Below are 15,872 nucleotides of genomic sequence, written 5' to 3'. Positions count from 1 at the left end.
TACCGACAAAACTTTCTATCCTATAAAACGAAAAAATAAATAGGTCTTCTTATGAATCATAAAACCATACCATCCAAAATACCACATCTTTGTTGTCATGAAACCTCTTTTATTAAATTTCATATATTAGCCAATGAAAAAATCACTTATAAGTTCGTTGCCAAAGCAAAAGAGCACCTGTCATTACTGACAAGTGCTCTTCATATTCTCTTCAGCTGGTTTTCAGCGGAAAGCTATATGAATTTAGTCGTCCTCACGATCGATATCAACAGATAATACGTCTCCTGTATTTGCATCAATCGTAACTTCGGCTTCGTATTTATTATTTACAAGTTCGATCTCATATTCATAACGACCATCATCAAGATCAAGCTCTGTACTCATTACTTTACTGTTATCAAGTTGTTTTAACGCAATTTGTGTTGCTTGTTCAAGTGAAACTTTTACAACTGCCTCTGAAGCAGGAACTTCAAAGTCAAGGTCTTTAGATACGTTAAGCACTTTCCCAGTATAAGCATCGATTAATACCGTAGCATCAACCTTTTCTGACTCGATATCTACTTCGTAGTATACTTTTCCGTGATCTTTCTCTAAATCAATATCATCAATGGTACCTTGTACCTCTTTCAGTGCAGCTTCTTTAGCCTGCTCCACAGTGATCATTTTGCTTGTTGATGTAGATGTAGATGTAGATGTAGAGGATAGTTGACTAGCTTCAACTGTTGACTCTGCACCTGTAAATGCTGCTGCACCACCAATCAAAAGCGCTGCACTCAGAACCCCGCCTGCCAAAATACGTTTATATTTCTTCATGTCTCATCGACTCCTCTTCTTGTTTTGTTATTTACGTCTCACTTGCTTACAAATACATCTTACCTCTGCCACATGAGAGTAAAGAAAGAGTTAGATTAGAATTCGATGAGAAAAGAAGAAGAGCTTCTAAGAATTAGTCATCCCAGGTTACAGATTGAACTTGTCCGGTGATTGCATGAATTTGAATAACGGCTTCTTTATCATCATCCGTCTCAATTTCAACTAAATAATAAGGATGGTTTGTGTCTTCCCCTCTAAGTTCGGTATCATCTACTTCACCTTCTACTTCTGCCATCGCAATTTTCTCCACTTCTTCTTCCGCTAGAAATTTTTGATTCTCTTCTTCGTTATCTTCTTCATCGATGGTAATCGTTTGTCTTGATAACACTTCTGCCGTATAAGGATCTATCTCAAATAAAGTACGCTCTGTATCCGTCTTTACTTTGGCTTTGTAGATATCTTGATCTTCTTTCGTAATCAGCTCTAGGAAGAGCAGTTTGCCTCCTGTCTCACTCAGCAGCTTCTCTTTCACTGTATCCCGGCTAAGAATGGCATGTTCTTTCGCACCTGACTTACTGATCTGCTGAATAGATAGAATACTTCCATCGCTGCTATCCACGGCAAACTCATAAGTGCCTGTATCTGTACTGATTCGCAAATGATATTCACCATTCTCAAGCGTACTCTTCTCTACCGTACCTGGATATTGACTTATCACCGTCTCTTCCACTGCCTCCGCGGACAGAACCGATTTCGCATGATTCCATGGCTGAACAAACAAAAGAACAAGTCCAATCAGCACAGCAGCTCCGACTCCCGCATATCCTAGTTTTTTCTTTATATTCATTATAAAAAAACTCCTTCCTGTTTACACTTCACACCTGCCACCAGTATAACCCTTAACAATGAGAATTCTCTGAGAAAAGAAAATCATCTTGCCTTTCTGCTTAGGCAAGATGATGAACTGGGAACTGTATATATGCTGTGGTACCTTTACCATAGGTACTTTCCAAACCAATTTCCGCCTTAATCTGCGCAGCAATCTCACTTGCTAGTGCCAAACCAAGACCTGTTCCGCCTTGTTTACGGGATCTTGCCTGATCCACCCGGTAGAAACGGTCAAACACTTTGGGAAGTTCATCAGCAGGAATGCCCGGACCATAATCTGTTACGCTTATGGTAACGTAACTCGCATCAGGCTGAACACGAATAAGGATAGAGTCCTCGCTGTATTTTCTGGCATTATCCAGTAAAATAACAAGCAGCTGCTTCGCCTTGTTGATATCGGTAGAAGCATAGCAAGGTTCAGATGAGGGAGTCTCGACCTCAATTTCCCTCTGATATGCTGTTCCGTAGGAACGGGCCATATCATTTACCATACCGGCTAGATCGTGTTGCTCTAACGTGATGCTGAAAGACTCGGTTTCTCTCGCCATCATAAGCAGCTGTTCCGTCATCTCTCGCATCCGAATGGCTTCCGAGTGAATGGCTTCAACGGATTCTTCAAAAAGGTCTTGGCGCGACATGCCTCTCCTCTTCAATAGACTGGCATAGCTCTCAATCACCGTCAGCGGTGTCTTGAGTTCATGAGAAGCATTGGAGACAAACTGCTCTTGTTTCTCATAATTTCGCTTCAGTCTGCCCATCATTCGGTTAAAAGTCTCACCCATCTCGTATAGCTCGTCTTTGGACTGATTCTGCAAATCAAGGGTCTTGAATCCGCCCCCGTCTTCAATGATCCTCATCGTCTGCGTCATACTTGATATCGGCCGGATGATAATGCTTCCAAGCAGCCGGCTTGAAGCAAATACAGCCAGCAGCGCAACTAGAGACACAGAAATCAAGACAACCTGGAGCACCTTCAGATTGTTATCTACACTCGCAAGACTTTCTGTCACCTGAAGGTTCACTACTTCTCCATCGGCCCATATAACGGGCATGGATACAAAGACATAACGTACACCTTCTATTTTTAACACTTCGGTATGTTTATTCGGATAAAAAGCAGGGTTAATCTGAGCAAGACGCCGCTCCGAGAGCGAAGTAACCGCAGGCGGGTTATCGCCTGTCATTCTCACCATCCTAAGCATCCCTTCTGCTGGAACAAAAGAACGCAGCAGATCATCCGGAGCTACGATATCAGCTGCATTGCGCACACCTGTTGAGATCGAATTTGCTTCTGCTTCCGCTCTTTCCATCTGGGTGTCTGTCGACATTCGGTCAAACATGAAATAGATAAATCCATTAATCAACAGCAACAGGACAATAAAAAGTACCGAAGTATATACATAGATGGTTGTACGCAGCTTCATGTCTCGGTCCTGAGAACGTAACCGACACCGCGAACCGTATGGATCAGCGGAGAGCGTCCATGATCTATTTTCTTACGCAGATATCTGATATAAACATCAACCACATTGGTGTCACCCATGTAATCATACCCCCATACGGACTCAAGAATCTGCTCCCGGTTCAGGACTTGCCGCTGATTACGAAGTAAATAAACCAGCAGATCAAACTCCCGAGGAGTAAGCTCTATTCCATCTTCGGCTCGCAGTACCTCTCTTGTCTTTTCATTCAATTTTAAGTCACCGGCAGACAGCCATACTTCCTGTTCTTGATTCTGTTCTTCTGTTGCCGTCATGTTTGATTTTTGAACTTTACTATGTAAACGGAGGGCGGCACGAATCCGGGCAAGCAGCTCTTCAATCTGAAATGGTTTTGTGACATAATCTGTCGCTCCGAGATCAAGACCGGAGACCTTATCTTCTACGGAGCCTTTAGCCGTCAGCAAAATGACAGGGATATGTTCGTCATGGCTGCGTATCCGCCGCAAGACTTCGATCCCGCTAAGACCCGGTAACATGATATCAAGTAATACCAGATCAAAATCACCATTCTGAAAAGCTTCCAGCCCTTCCGTACCGCTCATTGCCTTGGAGACCTCGTAATCCTCATACTCCAGTTCAATTTCTAACACTCTAGCAATTTTCTCTTCATCTTCGACTATGAGAATGGATGGTTTCATAGCTCCTCCTCCGCTTTGTTCAAAGCAATGTTATATATTTTGCACCATTTCCTGAATTAAATGCTCTCCAGACACAAGAGGAATCGCTTTTCTATACGTATTCTCTGCATTCAGTACCGCTACAATAACCTTCGCCACATCTTCACGCGGAATACTTGACTCTCCTTGCTCGATATCCGTTGTTACTTTACCACGACCCGGTTCATTTAGCAGCCCGCCCGGACGCAAAATCGTATACTGCAGAGAGGATCGTTCCAGCTGTTTATCTGCGTAATGCTTGGCTACATAATAGGGTTTAATTTGTTCTGGCCAGCGTGTCCGATCTTCTGCATACAGAGCACTTACCATAATATATCTCGAAATCCCTGCCTGCTCTGCAGCTTCCATCGTTTTCACAGCTCCATCGAGGTCAATAAGCAGTGTCTTATCAAGACCTGTGCTACCGCCTGAACCTGCCGTAAACACGATTGCATCGCTGCCCTTCATCGCCTCTGCAAGTTCCTCTACGGTTCCTTCTAAGTTAGCAAGTACAGGTTCTACACCCGCTTTATTAAAGGCTTCTGCCTGCTCTTCTTTACGAACCATCGCTCTTACCGTATGCTCTTTGTCATCCTTAAGCTGTGAGATCACTTGTTTCCCAATCTGTCCATTTGCGCCAATTACTAAAATATTCATGACTCATTTCTCCCTTCAAAATTGGATTTCTTTTCATCATCCATTCTCTCCCTTCATTTACCCTCCAGGCACGATCTATAACAAGTCTACACCTGATGAAGGGCAGGGTGATAGCCACGTATCAAATGAAAAAAGAAGGCAGACAACCTATAGTGGTCGTCTGCCTTCCTATTCTTCTATCGTAATAGATTAGTACGCAAGAGCGAACAAACCATCGATATGTTTAAGGTAACGGATGTTACTTGCTTCTTTCATCATTGTTGCAGGCAAGCCTTTCAAGCGAGTTTGGCTTCCGCCAAGCATAGCGATTGCATCTTTACGTCCCAAGCTTCCGAGAGTACCGGAGAAGACTGGCGTGAAGACTTCAAGGTCGCCGCCTTTGATCGTTGCAGCAAGGTTATGTCCAATGGTTTCACCCATTTGCCAAGCAAGCTGAGCTGTTGGAGGATAAGGACGAGCACCTTCGCTAGGAATAACAACTGCACTGTCGCCCGCGATGAATACATTCTCGTGGGAAGTAGAGTGTAGTGTTTCTTTTACGGTTGCACGGCCACGGTTTACTTCGATACCACAGTTAGCTACAACTGCGTTACCTTGTACGCCGCCTGTCCAGATCAGTGTGCTTGTTTCGATGGAGCTGCCATCTTTCAGCATTACTGTGTGTTGCTGCATTTCAGTGATTGCCACACCAACGATGAATTTCACACCGCGTTTTTCAAGACTTGTTTGAGCACGCTCAACAAGCTCTGGTGGGAATCCTGCAAGAATAGAAGGACCTGCTTCTACGTTGTAGAGCTGTACTTCTTCACGTTTAATACCTTTTTGTTTACATACATGATCCAGAATGTCAGCATATTCACCAACAAGCTCGATACCTGTCAAACCGCCGCCGCCGACAACGATTGTTGCGTCTGCTTTGTTTCCGGTTTTTTTGTAATTATCCAGGCAAGCTTCCACGTGTGCACGGATTTTGTTAGCATCGTTTACGGATTTCAGAGTAAAGCTGTACTCTTGAAGTCCTGGGATACCGAAGAACGCTGTTTCACTACCAAGAGCAACTACGAGATAGTCATAGCTGTAGATCGTTCCGCTTTGCATTACAACTTTGTTCTCGTCTGGTTTGATCTCGGAAACTGTGTCAATTTTCAGGTTAACGTCTTTACCGCGAAGAAGTTTCTCCAGTGGAAGTGCAACAGCTTTCTCAGCGATGGAACCTGCTGCAAGACGGTGTAATTCAGTAATAATTTGGTGAGTTGGGAAGCGGTTCACAACTGTAATTGTTGCTTCTTCAGCGGACAAATACTCACGCGCTGACAGCGCGCTTAGCAAGCCGCCGTAGCCTCCGCCCAGAATCAAAATTTGCTTCGACATATCCATCCTCCGTTCTTACTTTCGTATCAATAACTTTTTTAGTCTTGTTTTTGCCCTTGACGCTCGTTAAGCACACTCAGGAATGCTTGAGCAAAACGAAGAGATTGCTGTACGTTAGGATCTTTCAACATTTTGAGCATACCGAAAAGACCAACAGAAGACTGTTCCGCTTGAGCACGGTCTCCAGCTTCGATAGCCGCGGATGCTACACCTTTTGCTTTTTCTACTACAGGCGTTGTAAATTCTCCAAGAGCGACTTTCATGTCGTTAACGAAGACTTTATCTGTTGCCAAGCCTTGAGCGAAATCATAAGCTTTTGTCATAGCAGTTACCATTTCAGCCAGTTTAGGCAGATTCTCCACAAGAACAATAAGAGAGTCTTGAACCTCCGGCTTCATCAATTGATCAAGTACATCCTGATTTTGTGCAGGAGCTGCACCGTTTACTGGTACCTCTTGTTGAGTCGGTTGTGACATAAGAGAACGTCCTCCTTTACTTTGGGTTAAAAAGCCCGCTTGCTTGACCCTACCTGATAATCAAATGAACGACCCATGAATGCACACTGAATTGTAATGTAACAATTTTCACACATTAGAAAAAGCCGCGTCCTTTCAAGCGGCACAGGCAGCTTTAGCATACACATGTGATGTAATTCATGGATCTTTTGCAAAAATGAATAGTTGTTTATTCCATCGCAATCACAAATTTATCCGAACAGGCCAATTACGAACCTATACCCTAATATTACACTTATTACACATAAACACGAGTTAAATCTAACTATACTTGTGAATACCTTGTGAACATTGTAACAAAACCTCTATTTTTGTCAATACAATGAATTTTCGCTTTTGGGCTTGAAAAAGACACATATTCTCGCTTTTTCTACTATATACAGTGCTAATTAATACCATTGTTAACTACATCTATTTATTTGAGAGATAGTAGAGATCATTTCGCGTTTTTTTGGAGTAGGCAATTCCTTGTATCTAACAGATTTGCAGAGAGAAGTCCTATAGTCCCCACACCCGGCCCTCGCCAGTTGAAAAAATCAGCATATGGTAGTAAGAAGTAACATTACCTTGTACAGATGTAAATCGTGCGTGGGCTAAATTGTAAGTATAGGGCGCCCGTTCCCTTCACTATTTTTATGAGATCCAGACTTGACCCGCTGGGAGGCTTATGCTCGCTTTTTTTCATACTGACTACCAACGCTAGGACTTCGCTGCTGCAATTGAATCTAGGACGTTCTTATGACGATGACGATTCTATAAGTTCAGTTGTCCAGTTGAGCTCTTGAATGCGCGTATCGAGCTTACGATGTTCTTTGGCAAGTTCATCTATTTGCTTCTGCAGTGCGCTGATATCAACGGTTGTTATAAACTTAATCTCTGTCCTGCTGGTCCGGTCGTAACGAATAGATGCAGTATCCATAACATCACTGAGCACACTTCGTTTCAATTGGAGCTTCTCCCTGCGTGCAAGCGCATCAGTAATCGTCATTCCCTCTGCATATTCCGTCTGTGAATTGGTCTTGTTAATTCTCTGAACAAGAGACTCAAACTGCTCAAGTATTCCATTCAGTTCACGAAAAAGATCGGCCGGATTCTCGGCTGCCTCTTCGCCTTCTTGAATCTTAATCACATTACGCAAACGAAAACGAAGTTCCTGGATTTTCTTTTGTAGATCAGAACGTAGAATGAGTGCTTCGGCAAGTTTCATAATCGGATTTACGCCTCCACATATTAGATGTAATCTAATTGTAACTTATTAGTCTGCGGATATCCAATCTCTTACAATCAATTTGAATGAAAGCCTGTTTAACCCTTCTTATGTTGTGGTACATAACAGTAAATAGTAAATTTTGGAATATAATGATTATAAGCCATGATAAAAGGCACAGGCAGCCTTATTCATGGCTTTATTTCTACCAAAGGAGGGCTTTTATGATGAGAACGACTCATGTAGAGACGAGTGTATATTATTTTAAAGATGACGGGATGATTCCAAATAACTCCGAACTGCCTGTCATTCTCTATCCCGGCGCATTACGCGGTGAGGAGCAGAATACGGAGAAAATTTTCAATAAACATAACTGGCGAAACAGCTGGACAGGCGGGGTATTTCCGTACCACCACTATCACAGCAACTCGCATGAAGTACTCGGTGTCATCAAAGGATCGGTCAAACTCCACATTGGTGGAGAAAAGGGGATTATTCTGACTGCATCCGCCGGTGATATTCTTGTTCTTCCTGCCGGAACAGGTCATAAAAAACTGGAGTCCAGTCTCGATTTTCAGCTAGTTGGTGCCTACCCAGACGGGATGTCTTACAATACCCACACGGGAGACAAAGAAGAACGTCCGCAGGTCCTCCGAGAGATTGCTCGTGTTCCGCTCCCCGATCAAGATCCCCTGCTAGGTACCGAGGGTCCGCTGCTCGTCCACTGGGGAAAGGCAGAGAACCCTAATTAACTGTAGAACTCACTATATGTTAGAAGAGCCTGTATAATATCGTTCGATCTTTCTGCTGATCCAAATTGCGCAACCTATGAATAAGAGGATAAATGCCAAAATTAGAGGTTGTTCCATAATAGCGACTAGATTCGTGCCGATGAAGGTCACATAAAATACCATGATTCCTTTACCTAAAGCTGCTGCAAGTAAGAAGGAGCGCGGGCGCATCTGGGCGATTCCCGCTGCCATATTTACAAGGACGAACGGTCCTACCGGAAACATGCCGAGTAAAAAAACATAACTGAATGCATTACGCCGGATCCAGATTAGACTTTTCTGAACCTTTGGTCTCTTTGCCAAGTGACTTGCCCATCTCGTGCCTGCGAGCTTCCGTATGACCATAAAGGTGAGGAAACTTCCTCCTACAAGTCCAATCCAAGAGTAGAAGAATCCAGCCCATCCATACACAAGCCCATTCGCTCCCACGATGAACAGGGTAGGAAGCGGCGGGATGAATGATTTCATAAAAGCGAGGAAAATTCCAGGTAGCGGACCCAGTGCCCGGAATTTTTCCAGCAGTCTCACTATATTTTCTTCTGTAAAAAAGGAGATTAATTCGGTTACGGAGAACCCTTCCATGCAGCACCTCATTCCTTGCATTTGAACTGAATAGCTTATATCTCGTCTCAGTATAACTGACCATCCTCCTCATTGTATGAAGAGTTCGTTGATATTAGGTGAGACTATGAGAAAAACCTGCCATCCATCTACACGGGGCAGGTTCTTTAGATTATTCTATGATATGGATTCTGAGAATTTCATTGACTGGTGCACCGCATCTGGCGGTACTGACGACAAATTCGGAGAAGATCCTGGAACTTTTCCACATTCATGGAGAATATGCTCCACATGCTCCAAAACATCTTTTACTGCTTTTCCACAAGCTTGACACTTCATTATAAAATCACCTTTAATTCTATATTATTAACCAAGAATAAGTTCAATCTAATTAGTCCATGTCCTTGTTATGCTAAACATGGATGTGAGGTAATTACTCGAATATTTGGCTTCTTCAATTGCCCTCTTCCTATTAACCTCCTGCCCGTCTCACGAAACGGGGATAAACCTCTCCTTGGTCCGGACTTTCATTATATTCAGCTCGTTACCAAAGTATGACACCCTTTACCCGCTAAAATAATAAACGTTTTAAATATAAAAAAGTTTCGTGTACCCGTCCGTTTTTACCAAATATTGTTGACTAACCCTTTGTTTGGTTATATGGTTAGTTACATAAGTAACTAACCAACTTGGTGGTGAGAATGTATGGGCATGCAGATGGATGATGACCGCCCGATCTTTTTACAGATTGCAGAACGAATTGAAGATGACATCCTCGAAGGAAGGCTGCCCGAAGAATCACAGGTTCCTTCCACGAATCAATTTGCATCCTTTTATCAGATTAATCCGGCAACAGCGGCTAAAGGCGTAAACCTCTTGGTCGATCAAGGAATTCTGTATAAGAAGAGAGGGATTGGCATGTTTGTAGCAGATGGAGCACAGTCTGTGCTTGTAGAGAAGCGGCGTGAGCAGTTCTATGAGCAGTTCATTATCCGAATGGTGCAAGAAGCGCAGAAGCTTGGGATCAGCAAAACCGAACTATCTGAAATGATACACAGGGAGGAAAAGTAGAATGGCAGATGTTATTGAGTTAAATGGCTTGACCAAAAGCTATGGAAAAACATTTCATGCCCTCCATGATATAAACCTCACCATTCAGGAGAACAAAATTTACGGACTGCTTGGGCGTAATGGAGCAGGCAAAACAACACTGCTTCATCTTATTACAGCTCAGCTCTTCTCCACTTCAGGAGAACTAAAAGTTTTTGGTGAAGCACCGTATGAGAATAAGGAGGTCCTTCGGCAGATTTGTTTTATTAAGGAAAGTCAAAAGTATCCCGATACGTTTCGAGTTCGTGATGTACTCTTGGTAGCCTCTTCCCTTTATCCTAACTGGAACGCTCTGCTTGCTGATTCCCTGGTGTTACAATTCAACCTGCCCGCAAATCGAAGAGTCAAAAAGCTGTCAAGAGGCATGCTTTCTTCTGTAGGCATCATTATCGGTCTTGCTAGCCGTGCTCCGCTTACCATCTTTGATGAACCTTATCTTGGGCTTGATGCCGTAGCAAGACAATTATTCTATGATCAGTTAATACAAGATTATATGGAATATCCCCGCACCATTGTTTTATCAACACATCTTATTGATGAGATTAGTGCCCTGCTCGAACAGGTAATTGTACTTCATGAGGGTAAGCTTCTGCTAAGTGAAGAAGCGGAACAATTTCGAGGATCAGCTTTTCTTGTTAGCGGAAAACAGTCTGATGTAGATCACTTCGTTATAGGAAAAAAAGTGCTTCATCAGGAAGCACTGGGCTCCATGTGTAGTGCTGTCGTCCAAACCGCTAACCAAAAAGACTTCCGCAAACAAGCGGAATTAAATAACGTTAAGCTTGCACCTGTTTCTTTACAACAGCTCATGGTGCACCTCACCAAACAAACGAACCGAGAAGAGGTGAATTAAGAATGCCAGCGATTAAAACAGTAATGCGTACCCATTTTGTGGACTATTGGTTATGGCTTATTGTCCCCCTCATTGTGCTTATGAGTAGTTTTGTAGTTAATTTGATCGTTAGTATGTCAATTGGATCGTTTACGACTGGCGGCTTAATGTCCATTTACGGGTTTGTAATGAGTGTAGGCATTGCGGTAATTCCCATGAATTTTTCATTCTCACTGAGTTTTGGCATTCGGCGCAAAGATTACTTCTTAGGGACAATCAGTATGTTTCTTCTCTTCAGTCTAATCGATTCCATCGCACTTACCCTCCTCAGAGAATTAGAACAGTTTACTTCAGGATGGGGTACAGGGCTTCACTTCTTTGATGTTCCTTTTCTCAGCAGTCTTTCCTTCCTGCATCTCGCTCTGCTGAACTTTGTTGTCATATCCCATCTGTTTCTATTCGGTTTCTTGCTATCAAGTATAGTGAGAAGATTCGGCAAACTAGTCTTGATAAGCTTCCTCTTACTCTCATTCATCGTTCTAGGAACAGGCAGTGTTCTGATGACTTACTGGCAATATTGGGGAGAATTCGGCAGATGGATTACGACCTACCAGACTGATATTCTTTGGTTACTCGCTCCTCTTACTTTGCTGTATGCTTTCCTATGTTATATGTGGCTGCGAAAATCCACGATCTAACCTTCATAAAAAAAGAAGCATCCCCGGCATAAACGGGAATGCTTCTTTTGTCTAGTCATATCTTCCGATAAAGATAACGTATGATTTCACTTACGCAGGCAGATTTGGTTTTTTGGGTTCCCCTGCTCCTCGCTGCGGTTTAGGCAGGTTACCAAACAGAATCCACGATTTAGAGAAGTGAGATGCCAAACCAACTACGATATATGATCCGATCAGTGCAAGCAGGAATCCACCAACATACCATAAGTGGTGAAGGATTGAAATTCCGGTTTGCGGCGGGAACTCACGGTAAACAAGCAAGAAGAATGGGTGAATGAGATAGATCCCGAAGGACAATCCACCAATTTTAGACATCGTACGTACCAGAGCGCTCTTACCGTTACCGTATAGCAGGAAGGCAATCTGGAATAACACCAGCGCTGCAGAGAAGGTATGCAGATTCCACAGGAATTCATACCAAAGCGAATCATATACAGCAATTCCTTTACGGTTCAAGTACCAGATATACACATGTGCCAGGCCTGCACAGATCCATACAATCCATAATAGCGACCATGCTGTAACCTTTCCTGGTGTAGCGTATCTTCTCTTGATTACAATCCATTCTTTAATCTTAGGGAAGTACACACCGAGACATGCACCGAGCATGAAATAGGCAAAGTACGATAAAGACCAGCTCCCTTTATTTTCCACGCTAATTACACCGTATTTGTTCATCAGAATAAATCCCCACTGAATGGCAAGTCCGATCGGAACTGCCCATTTGACGAGAGAAGGTACTTTTTTGAATAAAGCCAGTACCAGCGGGAACATAATATAGAACTGCATATTAATAAATACAAAATATAAATGAGTGTACGCTTTACCTGTAAACAACTTGGTTGTAAAGCTTACGATCGTATCAATCAGAGAACGATCCGGATAGTACACAACATGTAAAATTAGAAAATAAAACAATGAAAACATAAAGTAAGGAATTAAAATGTAAAGCAATCTCTTCTTATAAAAACCAAGAACCAGTTTCTTATCCAGCGGTCTCGTATAGTAATTATAGAACAACACAAAACTACTTAAGAAAATAAACGTCGGTGTACCAAACTTCATAAAAATATTAAAAAAGTTATACAGCCAGTACATACCCGAATCCACCATATTTACGGTAGCAAAAGAAGTGGAGTGTACACTTAGTACACCAAGAATTGCTATGCATCGTACAAGATTAAGCTCGGGTAGACGTTCCCTTTTTTCAGCTGTCATCGTTTGACTCATTATATTAACTCCTTGGGTTAAATTTGTTGATTGATAGAGACGTTCTATTCGACCGGCTCAAAATCACTTTATCTATAGTAAAACTTCTGAAAACAATTTACATTAAAAATCCCTTAACTTAATAATAATAACAGAATTATTTAAGGATTTGGACAAATTACGATAACATTTATTCCAAATTCATCCTAAATAACAATAAAACTGGTTTTTTGTAATTTGTAGCTCCTATGTATATTTACATGAAAAAGCCGCCTTTACGGCGGCAGATACATATGCTGAGCAGCTGCATCATACGGACAACCCTCGCTTAGAGGCTAACTGCAGATCAAGAAATTTATAATGCAGCTGGCACAGCAGATTCTGAATCTTTTGAAGCAGGCTGCTCCACGAGCGCATGACGGCGCCAAGCTCCATTTTTCCAGCGATAATGCATGATGAAGGCACGAATCCATTCATCCACTGCGTTTGCGACCCATACACCCAGAATTCCCATGTCTAAATGGAAGACAAACCAATAACCGAGCGGAAGACTCACGCCAACCATAGAGATCAGCCCCATATACACTGGGAAACGAGCATCCCCTGCTGCACGCAAGGAATTGATCATAATCATGTTACACGTTCTTGCGGTTTCCAGTACGATACTGAACAAGAGTACTTGAGAACCTAATCGGATAATCTCTGCGTTATCTGTGAAGATCCCCATCAGCGGCTCTCGAAGCAAAATAATAATAATATCCACCGTTATTGTGGAAATCAGGCCGATTTTCACACTTTTCTTCACTCGTGCGTAGGCTTCATCCTGTTTTCCTGCCCCGACAAAGCGTCCTGTCAGAATCGATGTTCCCAGCGATACAGCCATACTAAATAAGTAGATATAATTAGAAATCTGAGCTGCATACTGCCGTGTAGCAAGTGATTCTGTTCCGAGATAAGTCACATAATACAGAAAGACGAGCTGACACATTTGATACGTTATTTGTTCAAAGGCAGAAGGAATACCGATGTTCAGTATTTTTTTCACATAATCTTTGGAGATCGTGAAATAATGTCTCCATTCGATCCTTACGGCCATCACTTTATAAAGTAACCAAATAAAGATTGCGACACAGACCAGCCGGCTGACCACGGTCGAGATGGCTGCTCCTTTTACCCCCATCGGACTGAATCCAAAATGACCAAAGATGAGTGCATAGTTACCAACTAAATGAAGGAGGTTCATGACAAGCGATACAAGCATCGTCTGTTTGGTGAATCCATAGGTACGAATAATGGCGGACATAATATTAATCAAGGCTTGTAAGAAAATTCCCCCGCCGACAATCGTTATGTAGGTGTTTCCGAGTTCCAAGATTTCACCATGAAGATTCATGAGTTGTAAAATATGTCGGCCGCTGAATACAAAAATAACACTAATGAGGAGTCCGACACATAAGTTAAGTGTAATTGCTACGGCGGATACGCGAGATGCTTCCGTAAGTTTTCTCGAACCGATATACTGAGCTACCACAATGGCTGCTCCATTCCCAATCACTTCAAGAATGAGGATGGCAATCGATACAATCTGATTGGACGTACCTACTGCAGATACCGCCTCATCGGATACAGCACTGATCATAAAGGTATCCACGGTACCCATCAGCATAAATAACATAATTTCTAAAAAGATGGGCCAGGTTAATGTAAAAAGATTGAGATTTTCTGTCTTAAGAACACGCCCGTCGGCTGCTGTTGTCATAGATTCACCTTCAGCTTAATAGTAAATGTTTATATTTTCATAAAATTACGTAATTTTTTCTGAAACAAACCGTATCTTAGCATAAAATTTTCATATATGCACGATAATTTACCATCTTTTTTAAGCACGCATAAAGAAGATAAGTAGCCTTATCATCTTGTTTCTTGTTCCATATATTTTCTTAATAGGGTTTAGTTCTCTCCCTGGGTGGTTATTTCTGAATAAAAGCATTTATAGATTGCGGCAGTCTGTCATCACGCAAACCACATCCTTTTTGGTGTGCTGTTGTAAGAGAAAGATACTAATGAGAGGGGGCGGTCGTATGATAAAACGCAATCATACTATGATGCAGTTCTTTGAATGGCATGTAGATGCAGATGGAGCACACTGGAAACGTCTGTCTGAAAGAGCTCCTGAATTAAAGAAAAAAGGAATCGATTCCGTCTGGATCCCTCCTGTCACCAAAGGCAGTTCACCTGAAGATACAGGCTACGGAGTATATGATCTCTATGATTTAGGAGAGTTTGACCAAAAAGGTACGGTGAAGACCAAATATGGTTCTAAAGAAGAACTTTTAGCAGCTATGGGAATCTGTACTCAAAATGGAGTTGCCGTATACGTAGACCTTGTGATGAATCATAAAGCAGGGGCAGATGAGACCGAACGTTTTCAAGTCATTGAGGTCGATCCGAACAATCGTACCAAGGATATCTCCAAGCCTTTTGAAATAGAGGGATGGACGAAATTTAATTTCCCGGGCCGTGGAAATACCTACTCCTCATTCAAATGGAACCATACCCACTTTAATGGAACAGACTACGATGCAGCCGAAGACCGAACTGGTATTTTCCGAATCGCCCCAAATGAAGAAGGCTGGGACGAGAATGTAGATGATGAATTTGGGAATTATGATTACCTGATGTTCGCTAACATCGACTATAGAAAACCAGAAGTTCGCGAAGAGATGATGAACTGGGGCAAATGGATGATTGATACCCTCCAGTGTAATGGATTCCGTCTGGATGCGATTAAACACATCAATCATGAATTTGTTAAACAGTTTGCCAAGGAGATGATTAAGAAAAGAGGGCAGGATTTCTATATTGTAGGTGAGTTCTGGAAACCAGATCTTGCTTCCTGCCAAAAATTCTTGGATACTGTCGATTATCAAATTGATCTATTTGATGTTTCACTCCATTACAAACTTCACGAAGCTTCGCTTGCGGGTAAAGCATTTGATTTAACCACGATTTTTAATCTGTCT

General features: G+C 42.3%; 16 protein-coding genes. 5 read left to right on the top strand and 11 right to left on the bottom strand.

Translation table 11 applies throughout. The annotated features are described in order from the left end of the window. Window positions 1–243: 243 nt before the first annotated feature. The 8 genes from GQY27_RS05585 to GQY27_RS05550 all read right to left on the bottom strand — a co-directional run bounded on the left by GQY27_RS05585 (window position 244) and on the right by GQY27_RS05550 (window position 7,609). A complete protein-coding gene (locus GQY27_RS05585) occupies window positions 244–813 on the bottom strand; it encodes a PepSY domain-containing protein (RefSeq protein WP_160032567.1) in 570 nt (189 codons plus the stop codon). Window positions 814–946: 133 nt separating this feature from the next. Next, the gene (locus GQY27_RS05580; protein WP_160032566.1) at window positions 947–1,660 is read right to left on the bottom strand and encodes a PepSY domain-containing protein; all 714 of its coding nucleotides are present in this window, start codon (window positions 1,658–1,660) and stop codon (window positions 947–949) included. Between the two features lie 100 nt (window positions 1,661–1,760). Further along, window positions 1,761–3,125 (bottom strand): sensor histidine kinase, encoded by a 1,365-nt coding sequence (locus GQY27_RS05575; RefSeq protein ID WP_160032565.1) that lies wholly within the window; start codon window positions 3,123–3,125, stop codon window positions 1,761–1,763. Continuing rightward, a complete protein-coding gene (locus tag GQY27_RS05570; protein ID WP_160032564.1) occupies window positions 3,122–3,841 on the bottom strand; it encodes a response regulator transcription factor in 720 nt (239 codons plus the stop codon). Before GQY27_RS05570 ends, GQY27_RS05575 begins: the two co-directional genes overlap by 4 nt. 30 nt (window positions 3,842–3,871) lie before the next feature. After that, a complete protein-coding gene (locus GQY27_RS05565) occupies window positions 3,872–4,516 on the bottom strand; it encodes an SDR family oxidoreductase (RefSeq protein ID WP_160032563.1) in 645 nt (214 codons plus the stop codon). Between the two features lie 189 nt (window positions 4,517–4,705). After that, a complete protein-coding gene (locus tag GQY27_RS05560; protein WP_160032562.1) occupies window positions 4,706–5,887 on the bottom strand; it encodes an NAD(P)/FAD-dependent oxidoreductase in 1,182 nt (393 codons plus the stop codon). Window positions 5,888–5,925: 38 nt separating this feature from the next. Next, window positions 5,926–6,363 carry a DUF1641 domain-containing protein gene (locus GQY27_RS05555; RefSeq protein ID WP_160032561.1) on the bottom strand — a complete coding sequence of 146 codons (438 nt, stop codon included), beginning with the start codon at window positions 6,361–6,363 and terminating at the stop codon, window positions 5,926–5,928. Between the two features lie 775 nt (window positions 6,364–7,138). Next, window positions 7,139–7,609, bottom strand: a complete 471-nt coding sequence (locus tag GQY27_RS05550) for a DIP1984 family protein (RefSeq protein WP_160032560.1) — start codon at window positions 7,607–7,609, stop codon at window positions 7,139–7,141. A gap of 224 nt (window positions 7,610–7,833) precedes the next feature. Here GQY27_RS05550 and GQY27_RS05545 point away from each other — a divergent pair, with 224 nt between their 5' ends. After that, on the top strand, window positions 7,834–8,361 hold the full coding sequence (locus tag GQY27_RS05545) for a cupin domain-containing protein (RefSeq protein WP_160032559.1): 528 nt from the start codon (window positions 7,834–7,836) through the stop codon (window positions 8,359–8,361). Between the two features lie 12 nt (window positions 8,362–8,373). Here GQY27_RS05545 and GQY27_RS05540 read toward each other — a convergent pair whose 3' ends face one another. Continuing rightward, window positions 8,374–8,982, bottom strand: coding sequence for a TVP38/TMEM64 family protein (locus tag GQY27_RS05540; protein WP_160032558.1), 609 nt, complete (start codon window positions 8,980–8,982; stop codon window positions 8,374–8,376). 684 nt (window positions 8,983–9,666) lie between these two features. On the opposite strand from GQY27_RS05540, the gene GQY27_RS05535 reads away from it, so the two are divergent. Genes GQY27_RS05535 through GQY27_RS05525 form a run of 3 tightly spaced genes read left to right on the top strand, consistent with a single transcriptional unit; the run spans window position 9,667 to window position 11,601 of the window. Further along, window positions 9,667–10,032, top strand: a complete 366-nt coding sequence (locus GQY27_RS05535) for a GntR family transcriptional regulator (protein ID WP_160032557.1) — start codon at window positions 9,667–9,669, stop codon at window positions 10,030–10,032. Window position 10,033: 1 nt separating this feature from the next. Then, window positions 10,034–10,924 (top strand): ABC transporter ATP-binding protein, encoded by an 891-nt coding sequence (locus GQY27_RS05530; RefSeq protein ID WP_160032556.1) that lies wholly within the window; start codon window positions 10,034–10,036, stop codon window positions 10,922–10,924. Window positions 10,925–10,926: 2 nt separating this feature from the next. Next, window positions 10,927–11,601 (top strand): hypothetical protein, encoded by a 675-nt coding sequence (locus GQY27_RS05525; RefSeq protein WP_160032555.1) that lies wholly within the window; start codon window positions 10,927–10,929, stop codon window positions 11,599–11,601. Between the two features lie 90 nt (window positions 11,602–11,691). Here the strand turns inward: GQY27_RS05525 and GQY27_RS05520 are convergent, their stop codons facing one another. Together GQY27_RS05520 and GQY27_RS05515 are read right to left on the bottom strand one after the other, a co-directional pair. Beyond that, window positions 11,692–12,870 (bottom strand): acyltransferase, encoded by a 1,179-nt coding sequence (locus tag GQY27_RS05520; protein WP_160032554.1) that lies wholly within the window; start codon window positions 12,868–12,870, stop codon window positions 11,692–11,694. 334 nt (window positions 12,871–13,204) lie between these two features. Beyond that, a complete protein-coding gene (locus GQY27_RS05515; protein WP_160032553.1) occupies window positions 13,205–14,608 on the bottom strand; it encodes an MATE family efflux transporter in 1,404 nt (467 codons plus the stop codon). A gap of 325 nt (window positions 14,609–14,933) precedes the next feature. On the opposite strand from GQY27_RS05515, the gene GQY27_RS21700 reads away from it, so the two are divergent. After that, the coding region (locus GQY27_RS21700; RefSeq protein WP_236570513.1) for an alpha-amylase at window positions 14,934–15,872 on the top strand (939 nt) is incomplete at its 3' end.

The sequence above is a fragment of the Paenibacillus sp. An7 genome, assembly GCF_009870785.1.
Classification (GTDB): domain Bacteria; phylum Bacillota; class Bacilli; order Paenibacillales; family Paenibacillaceae; genus Paenibacillus.
The sequence above is the reverse complement of the archived record's forward strand: the minus strand, read 5'-3'. Positions and strand labels throughout refer to the sequence as shown.

What these genes read in the sequence shown, in the direction of transcription:
- GQY27_RS05540 (WP_160032558.1), bottom strand. Translation starts at nt 8,982, where the DNA reads ATGGAAGGGTTCTCCGTAACCGAATTAATCTCCTTTTTTACAGAAGAA.
- GQY27_RS05580 (WP_160032566.1), bottom strand. Translation starts at nt 1,660, where the DNA reads ATGAATATAAAGAAAAAACTAGGATATGCGGGAGTCGGAGCTGCTGTG.
- GQY27_RS05535 (WP_160032557.1), top strand. Translation starts at nt 9,667, where the DNA reads ATGGGCATGCAGATGGATGATGACCGCCCGATCTTTTTACAGATTGCA.
- GQY27_RS05565 (WP_160032563.1), bottom strand. Translation starts at nt 4,516, where the DNA reads ATGAATATTTTAGTAATTGGCGCAAATGGACAGATTGGGAAACAAGTG.
- GQY27_RS05570 (WP_160032564.1), bottom strand. Translation starts at nt 3,841, where the DNA reads ATGAAACCATCCATTCTCATAGTCGAAGATGAAGAGAAAATTGCTAGA.
- GQY27_RS05550 (WP_160032560.1), bottom strand. Translation starts at nt 7,609, where the DNA reads ATGAAACTTGCCGAAGCACTCATTCTACGTTCTGATCTACAAAAGAAA.
- GQY27_RS05555 (WP_160032561.1), bottom strand. Translation starts at nt 6,363, where the DNA reads ATGTCACAACCGACTCAACAAGAGGTACCAGTAAACGGTGCAGCTCCT.
- GQY27_RS05560 (WP_160032562.1), bottom strand. Translation starts at nt 5,887, where the DNA reads ATGTCGAAGCAAATTTTGATTCTGGGCGGAGGCTACGGCGGCTTGCTA.
- GQY27_RS05515 (WP_160032553.1), bottom strand. Translation starts at nt 14,608, where the DNA reads ATGACAACAGCAGCCGACGGGCGTGTTCTTAAGACAGAAAATCTCAAT.
- GQY27_RS05585 (WP_160032567.1), bottom strand. Translation starts at nt 813, where the DNA reads ATGAAGAAATATAAACGTATTTTGGCAGGCGGGGTTCTGAGTGCAGCG.
- GQY27_RS05575 (WP_160032565.1), bottom strand. Translation starts at nt 3,125, where the DNA reads ATGAAGCTGCGTACAACCATCTATGTATATACTTCGGTACTTTTTATT.
- GQY27_RS05545 (WP_160032559.1), top strand. Translation starts at nt 7,834, where the DNA reads ATGATGAGAACGACTCATGTAGAGACGAGTGTATATTATTTTAAAGAT.
- GQY27_RS05530 (WP_160032556.1), top strand. Translation starts at nt 10,034, where the DNA reads ATGGCAGATGTTATTGAGTTAAATGGCTTGACCAAAAGCTATGGAAAA.
- GQY27_RS05520 (WP_160032554.1), bottom strand. Translation starts at nt 12,870, where the DNA reads ATGAGTCAAACGATGACAGCTGAAAAAAGGGAACGTCTACCCGAGCTT.
- GQY27_RS05525 (WP_160032555.1), top strand. Translation starts at nt 10,927, where the DNA reads ATGCCAGCGATTAAAACAGTAATGCGTACCCATTTTGTGGACTATTGG.